We start from the raw sequence: 16,662 nt of genomic DNA on the forward strand, positions 1-16,662 counted from the left end.
GATCGGCAGCGGTGTCGCGACGCAATTTGCCGATGCAGCACCAGCACTGCTTATCGGCAAACAATTTCAGTTCTTTAGTGACTGCGCGCCGCTATTGCGCGACAGCGATGCTCGTTGACTTCAGGCCGCGGACGCCTGGTTGCTCTCGGGCGTGGACGATGCGGCGCCGTTTTGCGGATCGAGCGCGCCAGTCGGTTTGCTCGCGGCCGATTTCTTTCGCGGTACCGCGACGCGCTTTGTCGCGGTCGGCGCCTTGCGTGCCGTCTTGCTTGCCGCGTTGGCTTTGGTTTTCTTTGCCGCTGTTTTCTTTGCCGCTGTTTTCTTTACGGCGGTTTTTTTAACAGCCGCTTTCTTTGCTGCGGTTTTCTTGACGGCCGCTTTCTTTTCCACGGCTTTTTTAGCAGTCTTAGCCGCTTTGCCGATTAGATAAACAGAACGATCGCTTGCGCTTGCGATCCAGCCAGGTGCGCGGCCATGTCCGGTCCAAGTCGCGCCGCTCTCGGGATCTCTATATTGCGCGACGCCTGCGTTTTTGCTGGAAGCGCGCTTTTTGGCGCCCGTCTTGACGACACTGCTTGCTAAAGCCTCGCTTTTATCGATCAGAAATTTGCTGCGATTCTTCACGCTCGCAATCCATTTCGGCGGTCTTGCGCGGCCGCTCCATGTTTCACCGGTTTTCGGATTGCGATATTTGACCGCGACTTTGCTATTGCCAGCCGACCCGGTTTGATCGCCCGTGTCCTTCGATGCGAGCGCCGTGCCCTGTCTGCGTTTGCGCGCGGCGTTTCCAATGTCGGATGTTGTGAGCCCATGCTCGAGCATGAGATTGCGAATCTGGTCGACCACCTTCTGCGCCTGCTTTGCGATGATGGCATCGGCCTGCTTTTGCAGCTTTTGTATTCTCGATTGAATCTGCTTGATGGTCGTCATGGCGCAGTTCCTTTGGAATGTTTGTGCTGAACTATGCCATCAAATCGGGACGCATAAAAGCTCGCTTCATAAAGTCCAAGACGCGGCGCCGGACTTTAAGCTTGCCCGTCACGCATATAAAGATTCGCTTACGTGAATGTTGCGCGAACCAAAGCGTGTTTTCGCTAAAGAGGACGAAGCATTTTTAGCGCGCACTCGTGGACGACGCGCCTCGCAAGGCTTACCGCCTGATAAAACGGTTGCCACTATTTCTTCTTACGAATTAAAAAAACCGCTAGCTTCGCGGCTATTATTCCCATTCATGCTTCTTGCGAAATAGAGCCTCAACTCTGCGCCGAAAGTGCCGTTAGTACTCGAAGCGACAGGACCTTTCCTGCGCAGAAAGTCTTAGCCGGAGGTCAAGAAGGCTGCCATGCGGCAAAACCTGCATCGCCCCACCCCGGAATAAAACGGAAAAGAAAGGCTCGATATGCCTGCGGCCTCCCGAACCAATCGACAGCTGTTCAGAACGACATGGCCCTTCGTGGCCGTGGTGGTCTCGTTGCTCACGCTCGTGGCGACGAGCCTTTCGATCATGTCGTCGGTGCGCGCGTATATCGGTGGCGAAAGCACTTGGTCGAAAGGCCAGAAAGACGCCGTGTTCTATCTCATCCGCTACGCGCAAACGGGCGACGAAGAGGCATATCGGCAATATGAAAGCTCGATTGCAATCCCGCTCAATTTGAAGCGCGCGCGGCTCGCGCTCGACCGTGCTCATCCCGATGTCGAAACGGCGCGCGCCGCGCTGCTTGAAAGCGGCGTCTATCCCGCGGATGTCGGTTCGGTGATCTGGGTCTTTCGCACGTTTCGCCGCGCGAGTTACTTCGAGCAGGCCGTCGGCTACTGGACGAGCGGCGATCTTTACGTCGAACGGTTGACCGTCGCCGCGCGCGAGTTGCGCACCGCAAAGGCGGCGGGCGTTTCGGCGCGCAATGAAGTGGACTATTTGACGGGCGAAGTGTGGAACATCAACGCGTCCATCGCGCCAATCTCGCGCGCTTTCGCCGATGTTCTCGGTGCCGCGTTCCGGCAAACCGCGCTGCTTTTGTTCGTCTTGAATCTGCTGGTCGCCGTCATTCTGGTGTCGCTGTCGGTGTGGTACGCGCGGCGCTTCATCACCGGACGCATCGCCACCGAAAACGCCTTGCGTCGAAGCGAGGCACGCGCAAAAGCGACACTCGGGTCGATTGGCGAAGCGGTCATTTCAGTCGGCCCGATGGGACTGGTCGAGTTCATCAATCCCGCCGCCGAACGCCTGCTTTGCCGCGAGGCCGCCGCTTGCGTGAAGCGCCCGCTCACGGATCTCGTAACCATCGTCAGGGAATGGGACAGACGGCCTGTCGATCTCATCGAGAAGGCGCTGCGCGGCGCGGATCGCGAAGAACCGGGCGGCGATCTCATTCTGACTAACGTGCATGGCGTCGAAACCGTCGTGCAGGCCATTACGTCGCTCGTGCACGATACGTCCGAAACGATCACCGGCGTCGTGCTGCTCTTGCGCAACATGACGCGCGAGCGCGAGTACGTGTCGAGCCTTTCGTGGCAGGCATCGCACGATGGCTTGACGGGGCTGCTCAACCGCACGGAATTCGAACGGCGTCTCGCGGCATCGCTCGATCCGCAAGCGGACAGCGCAACCGAACGCGCCTGCATGCTGATGATGCTCGATCTCGATCAGTTCAAAGTCGTCAACGACACCTACGGTCACGCAGCCGGCGACACCATGCTGCGCGAAGTGGCCGCGCTCATCAAAAAATGTCTGCGCGACGAAGATTCGCTCGCGCGTCTGGGCGGCGACGAATTCGCCGCGCTCATGTTCGACTGCCACGAAAACCACGCCTTGCAGATCGCCGAACGTCTGCGCAGCGAAATAGCCGCTTTCGAGTGGTCGTGCGAGACGCACACGTTATCGACGAGCGTGAGCATCGGCCTCGTCGATCTCAAGGGACTCGATGTCGAAACCGCCATGCGATTCGGCGATATTGCCTGCTATCTCGCGAAGGAACGCGGACGCGATCGCGTTCATCTCGCGCTGCGCGGCGACGCGGAACTCACGCGCCATGCAAGCGCGATGTCGTGGTGCGGGCGCATCAAGGACGCGCTCGCCAACAATCGCTTTTGCCTCTACGCGCAAGAGATTCGGGCGATTGCGCCCGAGCACTGCGAGTCGCATCCACGGCATGTGGAAGTGCTGCTGCGCATGGTGGGCGAAGGCGGCAAGATCATTCCGCCGAACTTCTTCATGCCAGCGGCCGAGCGCTATGGCCTCATGTCCGCCATCGATCGATGGGTCGTGCGCGCCGTGTTCGCGGTGCTCGCGAAGACCGGAAATCACGAGGGCGTGCAGTACGCGATCAATCTTTCGGGCGCCTCCATTGGCGACGAGCGCTTCCTGCAGTTCTTGAACGATCAGTTCGCGGTCAGCCATATCGCGCCTTCGTCGATCTGCTTCGAAGTGACGGAAACGACGGCCGTGGCCAACCTCGCGACGGCCGCGCGTTTTATCCGCGAACTCAAGAGCCGCGGCTGCAAGTTCTCGCTCGACGACTTCGGCGCGGGCATGTCCTCGTTCGGCTATTTGAAGCATCTTCCGGTCGACTACATCAAGATCGACGGAGGATTCATTAAGGACATGTTGAAGGATGCCGTTAACCGAGACATGGTGGCGGCAATCAACGATATCGGCCATTCGATGGGACGCTTGACCATTGCGGAATACGTCGAGAGCGAAGCGATCTTGCGCGCACTCGCCGCGATGGGCGTCGATTTCGTTCAGGGCTTTCACGTCGGCCGCCCGGCTCTCTGGGCGCAGAACGTCGAGTTCCTTGCGATCAACTAGGAGGAGTTTTGGATCCCACTTTTCAGCGGGTTGGTGACCTCAAGGACATTGCCAGCTATCCGGCATGGCTCGCGCATGTCCTGGCTGAAACACATGCGGCCAAGCAACGGGTCGTCGACCATCCCATTTTCGCGGCGATGCGTGAAGCGCGTCTTGAACCGCGTCAGGCCGAAGCGTTCCTCGTGAACGGCTGGCCGGTCGTCGAGCAGTTTCCGCAATACATGGCGATGAATCTGCAGAAGGTGCGCTATGGACATTCGCGCGGCGAAGATCTGGCGCGTCGCTATCTGACGCGCAACATTCGCGTCGAGCAAAACCATGCGGATTATTGGGTCGATTGGGCCGCGGCTCACGATGTCAGCAAGCGCGCGTTGATGAAGGGCAATGGCCCGTCGCTCGCTTATGCGCTCAGCCACTGGTGCTGGAAAAGCAGCAGCACGGATGCGCTGGCTGCGAGCATCGCCGCGACGAATTTCGCTATCGAAGGCGTTACGGGCGAATGGTCCACGCTGGTTTGCAGCACCGATACCTACGCGATGAGCTTTGCGCCGTCGATGCGTCGCAAGGCGATGCGCTGGCTCAGCCTGCACGCCCATTACGACGATGCGCATCCGTGGGAAGCGCTGGAGATCGTGGCGACGTTGCTCGGCAATGCGCCAGGCGTCGATGAAGTGCATGCGGTCAAGCGCAGCATCGAGATGAGTTACGAGTATTTCAAGGTGAGCCTCGACTGCTGTTTTTGAGGCTTGCTTTCCTTTGTGGTGCTCCGGTTCCGCAGGCGCTGCCTGAGCGGTTCGGATGCGCTCGGCCGTAATCCGAACCGAATCTGGAACAGCAGAATGAAGATCAAATTGATGGCATGTGCGGCAATGGCGGCGCTTTGCGCGACGGGTGCACACGCACAGGCCGCCGGGGATATTCAGCTCAACGCCGGCTGGATGCACTTTGCGCCGCAGGATTCGAGCGATCCGTTCAACATCTCGGCGCTCGGACAATCGATGACATCGCCGGGCGCGGGCGCTTCCGTCAGTAACTCGGACACGCTCGGACTCACGGCGGCTTACTTCTTCACCGATCACATTGCGGTCGAGGGAGTCGCCGGCGTGGCGCCGAAATTTCATCTCGATGGCAAGGGCACCCTCGGACGCCTGGGCGAACTCGGCACGGCGCGCGAGTGGAGTCCTACCCTCTTGCTGAAGTACTACTTCATGAGCGCGCAGAGCAAATTCCGGCCTTATGTCGGCGCGGGCGCGTCTTATGTGTGGTTCTCGGATGTAAAGCTCAGTTCGGCGATGTCAAATGGCGCGTTTCTTTACTCGCCGCAATTTGGAACCGCGCTGACTGGACCGACGACGGCGCATATCAGCAGTTCGTTTGCGCCGGTGGTGAATGCGGGCTTCGCCTATAACTTCACGCAGCATTGGTCGGCGGCGTTTTCGGTGTCTTATATGTGGCTGTCGGCACGAGCGACGTTGACGACGAATTCAGCGGTGGGGACGGTGCGGAGTGAATCGAAGATCAAGCTCGATCCAATCGTGACGTTTCTTTCGGTGGGGTATCGGTTTTGATGGGTTCGTTGTTTGTCGTGTTTGATGTCGTGTTGGTTGATGGCGTATGCGCGGGTGGCGATCTAGCGACGGGGTGAGTGCGTTGTTGCTGTTCGTGGATATGGTTGACGCTTCGGTTAGGGACTTTGATTCTTCGTGGGTCAAATTGGGTTCGGCGGGTGCTTGGGTATGAGCGACGGTTTATCAGCGTCGCGCGAGGGCTTTGTATTGCGACGAACTTTTTGAATAAACCCGATGCGTGTGTCGCTGTTGGTGTCCAACTTTCCGAAGGACCGAGGCGCGAGTCGGCGAGAGTTTTAATTGTTTTTGCTGAACCGCAGATGTGTTGGTTCGCCGATCAGCGGTTGCTAAATTGCGTCGGAGCTTATATGAGGCGTCTTGCGCATTCTCAAACTTAAATACGAAAAGCGTATTGTTTGATACGTCGAACTGAAATCAAGCGCTTGCATGTTGTTTTCCGTTCAGGTTTTGCCAAGTCGGCTAGTTCTGACCGGCCAAAGGCTGCTTAGTTGCGTGAAACAACTTGCATTTATACACCTAACTATTTGATTTAAAAGAGATAAATTGGATTTATGATGCAAGGAGATTGTTTCACGCCGGCGATCGATTCGCTCTTGGAGATGCACGATAACGCAACATTTCTTCATGCGATTCTTGGGTTGCAATGCTGTTCAATCGTCGAGAGCTGAATCGGCCTCGACGCTCTTCGGCAGTCTCCGCTACGTGGAGTTCGTAACGCCTGCGTTTTAATTATCGTTGTATAACGCGACTACGCTTTCAACGGCACTCCGCGATATGAGCCACCATCTGGCATCGCTCGGTCGATCAATTGAACCAGGCCTTAATTAAAGGTCTTTCTTCCTTTGCAGGACCGTGCCTTGGTCGCCAACTAAACAACGTCTGGCTCCGTTTTTTCCCACCATGGATTGGCCATTACAGACTCAGCAAATGTGGCATGCGTCGCGCGCTTCCCCAGCAGCGTTACAACGATATGCGAAGCTGTGCAAACGTAGCCGGCGACTCGGCGCAAAGCCGCCGACTGCCATCTGTCATCGAATGCTAAATCCGCCAGTCGCTTTCCGCCTTGCTGTTCCACGAAGGTGCAGCGGTATTTCGTCTCTCTGATGCGCTGAAGCATTCATGGCCCCCGCGGCCATGTTGCGGCATACCTGAGGTGCCGTCTAGGCTAGCGCCATGGAAGTAGGCGTGCATGTCAATGCTGGTGCGCATGCAGGTGAGTCCATTCCTAGTGTTTCTTACCTGCCTTATTCGGCGAGGGGCGTGGAGGTTAAAGACACTCAAACCCAGCCAACCAGATGCGCCTGCTCTTTGCCGCCCCTCCCCTCTTCTCGAGCGCAACTCAAATCGGGCGGCGAATCGCGTCGTTGACTTAGATTTACGCAGATAACGTCGATATTGCGGTTATGCACATAGTTGCGATTGCACGCCCGGACTTCTTTCACTTTTGGCCAGCTGGAGTAGACAGAGAATACGCCTGGAGCTTGCGCTCGAACACGCTTCGACGAATTTAGCGCCCAAGATAGTGGTCTCCAACGCAGCGCTTGAGTTAAGTGTCCAGTCACATGCACAGCGCCGAAGTAAATCCGAGCACTCCACTCGCTTGAATATCCATACTCGTATTTGAAGGTGCAGTCATCCCACGCGTTGCGACGCATACATCATCGACTTTAGATGCGCTCTCCCTGTATCACGTATTGACCAGGCGGAACTCGCAAACGTCATCGCGGACGCCTGCCCCTCAAGGGCCGAATCGTTGTTTATTGAGTTGGAGCACTGCATCTCGTCTCGGCAGATCACTGGGCCACGGCAATAACGGCACGGTTTTGATCGATGGTTAGGTTTCTGCGGCCAGGACGACCAATTGCTTTCGGGAGATGGGAGCACTCAGACGGCACTGGGGGTCCAAAGCACTTAGGCAGCATTTGTCAGCGACATATATCCGACCGCACTGCCTCATGTACTCGAAAAAAGCAGCGGCGCTCAAGGAACGCGATCTTAAACGCGGATGGGGAATTACCGCCGCGCGAATGAGCAACAATCCGACCATAGAAAGTTTTGCTGCCTTACTGTTTATCGCCCGGCGATAGCCGCGACGCCAGCGCGAGATGAAAGCCAGGCCGACGCATGCCCATCAGCCTCACTGAACGAACCCTGAGCAGCGACGTGATTTCACATGCCGTGACATGTACTGGATTGCGTGAGTCACCTGTTGTTTGGCGTGCGTGAACCGGTGATTAATAGCCGTCGAAACTTGGGACAGGAATCTGCGAGCATCAGGAAAGCCATCGTCAAAGTCGCGCAAGAGGATGACCATGCATGCCTTTTGGTCGAAAGAACCTTACAAGCCCATGTTCGCGTGTCCGAATTCGGACACTCATTCCCCTCGAATAGGTCGGCATATCGCTCCATTTTGCTGCGTCTGTTCATGCGTTGCGGATGCCTCAAAGCCAAGCTATCAACTTCTCCGACTGCCTGTCCGAATTCGGACACCCAGGGTCCGGCGCCTCAAGACCGCTACACTCGATCCTCGCCTATGGTGCTGAATCATCGGCGTGCAACTGCACCCCATAACGGTCGAAGCGCTATCGCCTAAGTTATGCATACACGCAATGTCAATGCTTCAAGATTTTGCGAGCGTGGCGTCATCCGTCTTGCACCGTAAATTGTGTCTTAGCGACGGCGCGCGATCGTGGACTGGCACGTGTGTCTCGATCTGCAAACTTCGTTCACGGACGAAACTGTCCGAATTCGGACAGTCCTGAGAAGCGCGAGCAAGGCGGGAGGCGTGCGCTGTACGTTAACTAAAGCGCTCGCTAGAGTTGCTCATTAGTTATTGCTACGTACCAGCGAAACGGCGCTCTGCGCCGGTGGTGCGAAGGTCTCTTCAACTCGAATTTGCTTAAAGTAATGTTGAACAGCAGAGTGTTTGCGAGCGTCCACATCGACGCCGGCAGGGTAGCGGAGGGGAACCACCGGCAGGCGCCACGCTAATGCTCGCTAAACGGCAGCGTCAGTCGAAATATTCTGCCGCGCGGAAACAGACAGATCTATCTCGCTTGTACATTCATCTCACAACGGCGAGTACCCTTTCCGCACTCATCGCGAGAAATTGTTAGAACCTCTGGACTTTAACGCGTCGACAATGCACAAGAAGCACATGAGATTGCGAAGCGATAGTCGCCGCACCCGACCGAGTGTGGACTCACTTGCAAAAAATGACTTTATGCGCTGAAGTGCGCACGCGTATTCGGAAAACTGTCCAAGTTCGGACACTTCGATGCGACTTTGGGATGGCTGTAGCTACAGTACATAAGCTTCGCGCAAAAAAAACCCGCCAGCGGCGGGTTAAGAGTCTTCAAACATCACTCCGACCGAATCGAAAACATTTTCCCAATATGTTCCCTAAGCTGACTTTCCTGTTCCTCGGTCATCACACCAGACTTGAACTTGAACGTAAGTCCCTTCACGTCTTTAGTAATGCTCCCAGCCTGAACCTTCCCCGCGAAAATCTTTAAAATGCTTCTTCCGCCGGCATCCGTAGAAGAACCACGCTGTCCCGCCTGCGCGCTCAAACTAGCCGCGAGCTTTGTTTGAACTAGATCACCCGACACGACCTGCGGCCACAACTCTTCGAGGGCCCGCACTCCAGATTCACCGGTCTTCTTGAGCGCATTAACCGTATCTTGTGCCGATGAAGCACCCAACACCGCCGGATTCAAATCAAGGTCACGCTTCACAAAATCCGGCAGATCGTCATAGGCCAAAAAACGATATAGGTCGCTACGCGAGATACCCATCGCTTGCGCGAGTCGGGTTCGATTAGGAAACTCAGCTTCGGCCCGTCGAATCGAAATTGCGATCTCATAATCGGAAAGATCATCTCGCGTGACATTTTCCATCAGCGCAAGCGCCGCCATGTCTTGATCCGAACACTCGATCACGACCGCCCTGATGTTCTCGCGATTGATCAGCTTATGAGCGCGAAGCCGCCGCTCGCCCGCAACCAACTGAAACCCATCACCCAAACGGCGGACGGTAACGGCTTGCAGCAAGCCGACCTCATCAATCGAACGTGCTAGCTCCGAGAGCTTGGCTTCGTTGAACTGCCGTCGAGGCTGCCAGGGATTCGGTACGATCTCACTCACCGGAATCTCAGTCTCGACGCCCTTCCCCTCCAACTCCTGAATCCGAAGTTGGGCCGCGGCCAAGGCACTCGTAATTCCCGGCATGGTTTGCGGACCGCGCGCCGACTTGTCCTTCTTCGTCTCGCCTTTGAAGTCTGCCGGCTTCGGCAAGTTGGCCGTCTTGGCCATGAGTTGTTCTCTGATGTTATTGCTCATGCCGACTCCTTCCAGGATTTGACGAACATGTCATCTAGCCACTTGGCATACTGCATCATCGGCTGACGAACACGCTGAAGCGACTTGGCGATCGAGTGCGTACTCACTACATCGAGCGCGGTCGAAAAGGACAAAGCTCCTCCACTCATGACAGAACTTGCCGGGATTTCGAACGGATCGAGCCACCGTCCATACGCACTCTGTGCCCACTGACGAACGACCGGGGCTGAAGACGTCTTTCCGTAATCGACCTTGGACAACAAGATCGAAATGAAGTCATAGATCTTGTCTTCTTCATAGGGCAAAAAGTCTTCCGCGACATCGGAGAACAGACGCCAAAATGCGAGCGAACTGATGAAGTCGAGGTTCTCGGGAATCATCGGCATGACAAGCGCATCCGCTGCGAGCAACGCGTTCAGATTCATATACGAGAGCGACGGCGACGTATCGATCAGTATGTAGTCATACTGCGCCTTCAAAGGCTCAAGACCTTCACGGAGGACCGCCCAAAAGCGATATCCCTGAATCGTCTTCTGACGCGCGGGCAGCAAGAACTCCGCGCCATAGAGGAACGTGTGTCCTGGAATGATGTCGAGTCCATCCCAATAGGTCGACTGAACGCTCGCGCCCAGACCGCCTTCGACATTCTGGTCATATATGTAGGGGAGCACGGTGTCGTCTCCGGAGATTTCTTTCTCGGCGTAGAGTCCGCAAAGCTCGGAAGCCGATGCTTGCGGATCCAAGTCAACGAGCAGTACCTTACGTCCCAACAGCGTCAATGCCTGCGCGAGACATACAGTCGTCGTCGTCTTAGCAGAGCCGCCTTTGAGCTGAGCGGTCGTCAGCACTTTCCCTCGGAAATCGCTTTCACCATCCGCGAGACGAGTCTGATAGATGTCGGACGCCATCTTCACCCACAGACGAACCTCGGGCAGCGTGAACGTACGGCTGCGGCCGTTGCCGTTGAGCGTGCCTTGCGGCAAGCCGCCTTCGCCCTTGGTTACAAGATATTGAATCTGCTGCCGCGTTAGATTGCACATCTCCGCAAGCTCGCCGATCGTGTAATACGGCGCAAGTTTACGCGGACGAGGCGCTAGGATCTGTTCGCGAAGATTGTCCGAGAAGGGTTCGAGGTTATCGGCGAACTCCGCGACTTCGCGAAGCGTGACCCTGCGGTCTTCCATCGGTAGGGTGCCTACGTTGGCCATTCTGCGCTTCCTCCTAGTTTTGATGTCGAAGCGCAGAATACACGATAACGCGTAAACAAGGTTGTAGCGAAAATCGGAGCCTGTCGCACACAGACACACGCACGGCCTAACTCCTTGTTTATTAGCGACTTAATGTCGCCGAAGACGCGTCAAACTTTGTCGCCAATGCCTAATCTTGACCAATGAAGCCCGCACACATCGTCCCCCTTAGAACGGCTGCACAAAAACCACCCCGGGGTCGCTTTTTGTGCAACACGACTTAATCAATGATTTCAAGGACTTAAATGCCAAAATTCGAAGATTCCTATTTTCCTCGAAGTCCGGTTTGTTTTGTTCTTTTGTAAACTTTAACCCGCAAACCTACAAACAGAGCCCGAAAAACCGTTTCGAATCAAAGATCACCCCTGTGGATAGGGACGCTTTTTGTGCTGTACAGGGCGGTTTTTGTGCGCGATAGGCCGGAAAATGTGAACGACAGGGCGGAAATTGTGGCCTGGGGGTCGGAAATTGGGCAAGCCGTCCGACTGCCGGGGTGCTTTTTGTGCGGATCGCTTCGCTCGCAACCGGGGTGGTTTTTGTGTTGACACGCCTTTGTTGCCTGATAGAGTGCCGGGGAATCGAACCGAACCAAACGCATGCAAGCTCAGGACCTCACCGCTACGCCGCAGCAACTCGCCTTGGACATCTACGAAGACATGTCCTCGCAAGGCTCGGCTATTTGCGAGTCCACGAGGGACATCGGCTTTCTGCGCAACAACATTTTCACGCGGGTCGGTGGCCTCGGCATCGCCGCACGCCGCGTGCTGGACGCCGCCTACTTCATCGTGGCCACCAAGGCGCCCGATGAACTGATCGACGACAAGGTCTACACCTTCACAGCCGACATCAACTACTTCAAGTGGCTGATGCGCTACGACAGCCGCAACCATAGCCACCTGATCGCGCAAATGCGCTCGGCGGCACGGGCGCGGGTCGAAATCATGACGGCGCCGTCTATCGAAGAACTCACCGAGAAAGATTCGTGGGGCACCATCAGTCTGCTCGGCGACTGCTATATCGAGCGCAACGTCGTTTGCATTCTGCTGGCGGGGCGCGTCATCAAGTATCTGATCAGCCCGTACAAGGCGCATTGGCTGAGCTTGCGCGCATCGACGGCATTTTCATTGTCGCTTGCGCGCGCCATCTACGACCGTCTGATTCCCTGCGAAGGGCACGGCGTGACCGAATGGTTTCCGTTCTCGGAAGTGATCGAGTGGCCCGGCAAGGTCGGCGAATCGCGAAAAGAGGTGAAGGAGTTCAAGAAGCGCTTTCTCGAACCCGCCATCGATCAGCTCAATGAAGTATCTGATTTCGATGTCAGCTGGGAACCCAATGCGGAACGCGTATCGGGCGACAAGCTGAAGATTCGCTTTCGCTTCACGAAGAAGCAGGGCGCCGATGCAGCCCGAGCCGGCATTCAGGACTCGATGTATCTCGTGCTCCACAACGAATTTGCCTTCGACACCCCCGACTTCGAGCGCCTCGCGAGCCGCCGCGACCTCTGGACCGACGAGCGTCTTCAGCAAGCTATCGAATACACGCGTTTCAAGCTGAACGAAGGCAAGGTCACGGTCAGTCCGCGCGGCTATCTGTTCAAGGCGCTCGAGGGCAATTACCGGATCGGCGAGGCGGATCGCAAGATGGCGTCGATCAAGGCGAAGCAACTCGAAGACGACAAGAAGACGCGCCGCGATCACACCGACGCGCAAGCGCAGCTCGAAGCCAGCATCCAGGCTCAGAACGACACGGCCCGCGCGAAGATGGGCGAAGAGACGAAGGCGGGCCGCGAGTTTTTCGAAGCCGCCGATGCGCCGCTGCGGCGGGAACTGTGTCAGTCGTTCGTGAGTCAACTGATTCCGCAGCGTCTCATCGAGAAACAGGGCGTCTCGCGTGAAACCCTGAGCGCCGACAATATCCTCACCGTCAATCGCGTGGTCGCGGATGCATTCTGCTCGCACGTTTTCAACAAGATGAAGAAGGTCAGAGCGGGCTTGAAGCCAGCGTGACCGATGCCAGCGGGACAACGCTCCCGCGTCTCAACAGGAAGCTGTATGCCCGCGAATCAGGATAGCGTCAGCATGGCGCTCTTTTGCGACTTCGAAAACGTCGCGCTCGGCGTGCGGGACGCGAAGTACGAAAAGTTCGACATCAAGCCCGTGCTCGAACGATTGCTCCTCAAAGGCAGCATCGTCGTGAAAAAGGCTTATTGCGACTGGGATCGCTACAAGGGCTTCAAGTCCGCGATGCACGAGGCAAGTTTCGAACTGATCGAGATTCCGCACGTGCGGCAGTCGGGCAAGAATTCAGCCGATATCCGGCTCGTCGTCGATGCGCTCGACCTTTGCTACACAAAGTCGCACGTCGATACGTTCGTCATCATCAGCGGCGACTCGGACTTCTCGCCCCTCGTCTCGAAGTTGCGCGAGAACGCGAAGAAGGTGATCGGCGTGGGGGTGAAAAACTCGACCTCCGACTTGCTCGTCGCCAATTGCGACGAATTCATTTTCTACGACGACCTCGTGCGCGAACAGCAGCGCGCACTCGCCAAACGCGAGGCGAACGTCGCAACCAAGCGTCCCGCCGATGCCGACCGGCAGCCGAAGCAAGAGCCCGACGCGCGCAAGTCGCAGGCGGTCGCGATCGCCGTGGAGACTTTCGAGGCGCTGGTGTCCGAGCGAGGCGAGGGCGAAAAGATTTGGGCGTCGGTGCTCAAGAGTGCGATCAAGCGTCGCAAGCCGGGGTTCAGCGAATCGCACTATGGCTTTCGCGCGTTTGGGAATCTGCTCGACGAGGCGCGTTCGCGCGGTCTGCTGGAAGTCGGTCGCGATGACAAGTCCGGCTCTTTTGTCTTTCGTGCGGCCCAGACGGTGAGCGCGGATGCGGGGCAGGGAGAAGCGGTGGCGGCATCGTTGGCGGAGCCTCAGGGCAATCAGCGCCGACGCGATAAGCGTGGCGGCCGTAAGGACAAGCAGCATGCCGTTGCAGAGGCCGTGCAAACTTCGGCCGATGACGACACATTCGAAGTCGTGGATGAATTCACGGAGCATACCCGCGAAGACGCGCAATATCCCGCGCAAGAGTCGGCCGACAACGACGCGCTCGCAATTGCCGACGAACCCTCGGGCCACCATTCGCGTGGACGTGGCAGGCGGAATGATCGCCGAGGCTCGCAGCGTCCTGCGCCCGAATTCGCACGCGCTTTGGCTGACGACGACACGTTCGAAGTTGCGGGCCACGCAGTCGTACCCGGCGATCACGATAGTCGCGAAGACGCGTCGGAGCGCTTGCAAGCGTCGCCTGACAACGACGCGTCCGCACTGGCCGACGAACCCACGGGCTATCCACGCGGGCGGGGCAAGCGTAATGGCCGAAGAGACGCGCAGCGTCGCGCATCGAGTGATAACGATGCGTCTGAAGTCACCGACGAACCCGCCGCGCCGATCAACCAGGAACCCACCGCTGCATCTCACACCGAGAAGAAGCCCTCAGCGAGCCGACGCGGCGGGCGAAAGACCGCTGCAAAGAAGGCCGCTGCCGAAAGCGCTTCCGCGTCCTCGGATACAGGCGTTTTCGTGCAGCCTGGCGATGCAACCGACATTCCGAAGCCCGCAAAAAAAGCGCGCAAAACGACGTCACGCACGAGCCGGTCGCGCAAAGCCACCACGCCAACCGACGAGCAGTAAGCAACCTCAGTCGAGACGGAGTCGTTTTAGCACACGACTTCGTCGCTGACCACTTCAATCGCTCTCGAAGCCCAGTCGATGAGCGCTGACGTCAAGCGCCGCGAGTTCGCCGAAAGCAACGCAATCAACACCGCGAGCACAATGAGGGGAATGACAAAACGCTTCATCGTTTTGTCGCCCCGATTTCATTCGGGCGGCACTTGCGCAACGAGACGCGCACCGCCAACGAACACGACGAATAGACTGACGTTCGCATTCATCGTCGAGATACACGAAGGGCTCTTTCAAGCGCGAAGTGACGCGCGATGGATTCCGGTCGCGCAATGAAAGCGTGAATCGAAAGCGGCTTCCTTCCTGCCAAATTGATTCGGATGACGAAATAATAAATCATGCGTCCATCCGTACAATGATTTTCGACAGGGCTGCGGCAACAAACCGAGTGCACGTTTCAACGTCATTTTCACGAACTTGTTGTAATCTAGAATTTCGTTCACCGCTTTGTCATCAGCAGGAAAAAGACGGCGGCACGACGCACTTCGAAACCATGTCCATGTATGCCGAGTGGAGGAAGCCATGGAGTCAGCCGTTGACGTTTATGCAGGGTTCGAGATTTCCGTGCGCGCCAAGCGCAACGAGCGCGAAGCGTGGGTCGCGGATATCGACGTTCGTCGCGATGGCGCGTCCGTCATCGACGAATGGCCGCAGACCACGCAGCCGGAATGGCGCACCGTCGAAGAAGCGCTACGCGACGGCATAGAGTGGGCGCGTCGCACCATCCGGCATCGCTTTCTCAACGATCCTTCCCACTCCGACGTAGCCGAGCGCGAGCGCGCGCAAACCTGGTTCAACGACGAACTCGAGCATCGGCCCGGAGCGGTCGTGGTGCGCGTCGGTTGAAGCCGCTTCGCCTACGACAACATCATCCCTTGCAATCGAATAGAACAGATGCCCAACGAGATTCCGGAATCGCAAGCTGTCTGTAACCCCATTTCGCGCAGCGCGATCTTTATCGTCGCCACGGTGGCGCACGGACGCGAGCACGGCGACACCGTGCGCTCCTGGTGCGGCGATATCGCCGCGCTGGTCCGCGCAGTCGGCACGCGGGCTCCAACCGCGAATCTCTCTTGCGTGTGCGGCTTCGGCTCCGACATTTGGGACTCGCTGTTCGGCTCGCCACGCCCGGCCGCGCTGCATCCGTTCCGCGAGTTCGGTTCGGGCGAGCGGCGCGCCATTTCCACGCCCGGCGACATTCTGCTGCATATCCGCGCGGACCACATGGACCTGTGCTTCGAGCTTGCTGCGCAAATGCTCGAGGCACTCGGCGATGCCGTTACCGTCGTCGATGAAGTGCACGGCTTTCGTTACTTCGATCTGCGCGATATGGTCGGCTTCGTGGATGGCACCGAAAATCCATCGGGCCGCGCGGCGCAGCACTTCGCGATCATCGGTGAGGAAGATGCGGAATTTGCGGGCGGCAGCTATGTGATCGTGCAAAAGTATCTGCACAAGATGGCCGCTTGGAACGCGCTGACGGTAGAGCAGCAGGAGAAGATCATCGGCCGCAAGAAGCTGTCCGATATCGAACTCGACGCAGCGGTGAAACCCTCGTGCTCGCACAGTTCGCTCACCACGCTCGATGAAAACGGCCAAGAAGTGAAAATCCTGCGTCACAACATGGCCTTCGGACGGCCCGGCGCGGGCGAGTTCGGCACGTATTTCATCGGCTATGCGCGTTCGCCCGCGCCCACCGAGCAGATGATGGAGAACATGTTCGTCGGCAGGCCGCCCGGCAACTACGACCGGCTGCTCGACTTCAGTCAGGCCGTCACGGGCGGCTTGTTCTTCGTACCGTCGGCCGACTTGCTCGAAGCACTCGCCGACCGCGATCCCGCCGCACAACCCGCGCTCGCATCGTCATCGTCGTCATCTTCCGATGCAACGCCGAGCCGTGCGGACGGCTCACTGAACATCGGTTCACTCAAAGGACAGTCCTGA

10 protein-coding genes are annotated in these 16,662 nt (G+C 57.4%); 7 read left to right on the forward strand and 3 right to left on the reverse strand.

The window, feature by feature from the left end; translation table 11 throughout:
- Positions 1-120: 120 nt before the first annotated feature.
- Entirely contained in the window at positions 121-930 is an 810-nt protein-coding gene (locus P9250_RS32580) for an H-NS family nucleoid-associated regulatory protein (protein WP_284509405.1), read from the reverse strand.
- 523 nt (positions 931-1,453) lie between these two features.
- Between P9250_RS32580 and P9250_RS03300 the strand changes: the two genes are divergently transcribed.
- The 3 genes from P9250_RS03300 (at position 1,454) to P9250_RS03310 (ending at position 5,376) form a co-directional block, all read left to right on the forward strand.
- Positions 1,454-3,808: an EAL domain-containing protein gene (locus P9250_RS03300; protein ID WP_244831055.1), complete on the forward strand. Its 2,355-nt coding sequence runs from the start codon at positions 1,454-1,456 to the stop codon at positions 3,806-3,808.
- Positions 3,809-3,816: 8 nt separating this feature from the next.
- Positions 3,817-4,551, forward strand: a complete 735-nt coding sequence (locus P9250_RS03305) for an iron-containing redox enzyme family protein (protein WP_310391078.1) — start codon at positions 3,817-3,819, stop codon at positions 4,549-4,551.
- Between the two features lie 102 nt (positions 4,552-4,653).
- Complete coding sequence (locus P9250_RS03310) at positions 4,654-5,376, forward strand: OmpW/AlkL family protein (RefSeq protein ID WP_409014804.1); 723 nt, start codon at positions 4,654-4,656, stop codon at positions 5,374-5,376.
- A 3,383-nt stretch (positions 5,377-8,759) separates the two neighbouring features.
- Here the strand turns inward: P9250_RS03310 and P9250_RS03315 are convergent.
- Both P9250_RS03315 and P9250_RS03320 read right to left on the reverse strand, forming a co-directional pair.
- Positions 8,760-9,737, reverse strand: a complete 978-nt coding sequence (locus P9250_RS03315; protein WP_244831059.1) for a ParB/RepB/Spo0J family partition protein — start codon at positions 9,735-9,737, stop codon at positions 8,760-8,762.
- Positions 9,734-10,945, reverse strand: a complete 1,212-nt coding sequence (locus tag P9250_RS03320) for an AAA family ATPase (protein WP_310391080.1) — start codon at positions 10,943-10,945, stop codon at positions 9,734-9,736. The genes P9250_RS03315 and P9250_RS03320 overlap by 4 nt, the downstream gene beginning before the upstream one ends.
- 635 nt (positions 10,946-11,580) lie before the next feature.
- Here P9250_RS03320 and P9250_RS03325 point away from each other — a divergent pair.
- The 4 genes from P9250_RS03325 (at position 11,581) to P9250_RS03340 (ending at position 16,662) form a co-directional block, all read left to right on the forward strand.
- Positions 11,581-12,990, forward strand: coding sequence for a replication initiation protein (locus P9250_RS03325; protein ID WP_250467778.1), 1,410 nt, complete (start codon positions 11,581-11,583; stop codon positions 12,988-12,990).
- A 45-nt stretch (positions 12,991-13,035) separates the two neighbouring features.
- Positions 13,036-14,667, forward strand: a complete 1,632-nt coding sequence (locus P9250_RS03330) for an NYN domain-containing protein (RefSeq protein ID WP_310391083.1) — start codon at positions 13,036-13,038, stop codon at positions 14,665-14,667.
- Between the two features lie 573 nt (positions 14,668-15,240).
- On the forward strand, positions 15,241-15,564 hold the full coding sequence (locus P9250_RS03335) for a DUF6566 family protein (protein ID WP_250467782.1): 324 nt from the start codon (positions 15,241-15,243) through the stop codon (positions 15,562-15,564).
- Between the two features lie 48 nt (positions 15,565-15,612).
- Positions 15,613-16,662, forward strand: coding sequence for a Dyp-type peroxidase (locus tag P9250_RS03340; protein WP_310391085.1), 1,050 nt, complete (start codon positions 15,613-15,615; stop codon positions 16,660-16,662).

The sequence above is a fragment of the Caballeronia sp. LP006 genome, assembly GCF_031450995.1.
In the GTDB taxonomy this organism is placed as follows: Bacteria; Pseudomonadota; Gammaproteobacteria; order Burkholderiales; family Burkholderiaceae; genus Caballeronia.

Bases quoted from the DNA above. Each gene is read 5' to 3' on its own strand.
- P9250_RS32580 (WP_284509405.1), bottom strand. From the start codon at position 930: ATGACGACCATCAAGCAGATTCAATCGAGAATACAAAAGCTGCAAAAG.
- P9250_RS03315 (WP_244831059.1), bottom strand. From the start codon at position 9,737: ATGAGCAATAACATCAGAGAACAACTCATGGCCAAGACGGCCAACTTG.
- P9250_RS03320 (WP_310391080.1), bottom strand. From the start codon at position 10,945: ATGGCCAACGTAGGCACCCTACCGATGGAAGACCGCAGGGTCACGCTT.
- P9250_RS03325 (WP_250467778.1), top strand. From the start codon at position 11,581: ATGCAAGCTCAGGACCTCACCGCTACGCCGCAGCAACTCGCCTTGGAC.
- P9250_RS03330 (WP_310391083.1), top strand. From the start codon at position 13,036: ATGCCCGCGAATCAGGATAGCGTCAGCATGGCGCTCTTTTGCGACTTC.
- P9250_RS03335 (WP_250467782.1), top strand. From the start codon at position 15,241: ATGGAGTCAGCCGTTGACGTTTATGCAGGGTTCGAGATTTCCGTGCGC.
- P9250_RS03340 (WP_310391085.1), top strand. From the start codon at position 15,613: ATGCCCAACGAGATTCCGGAATCGCAAGCTGTCTGTAACCCCATTTCG.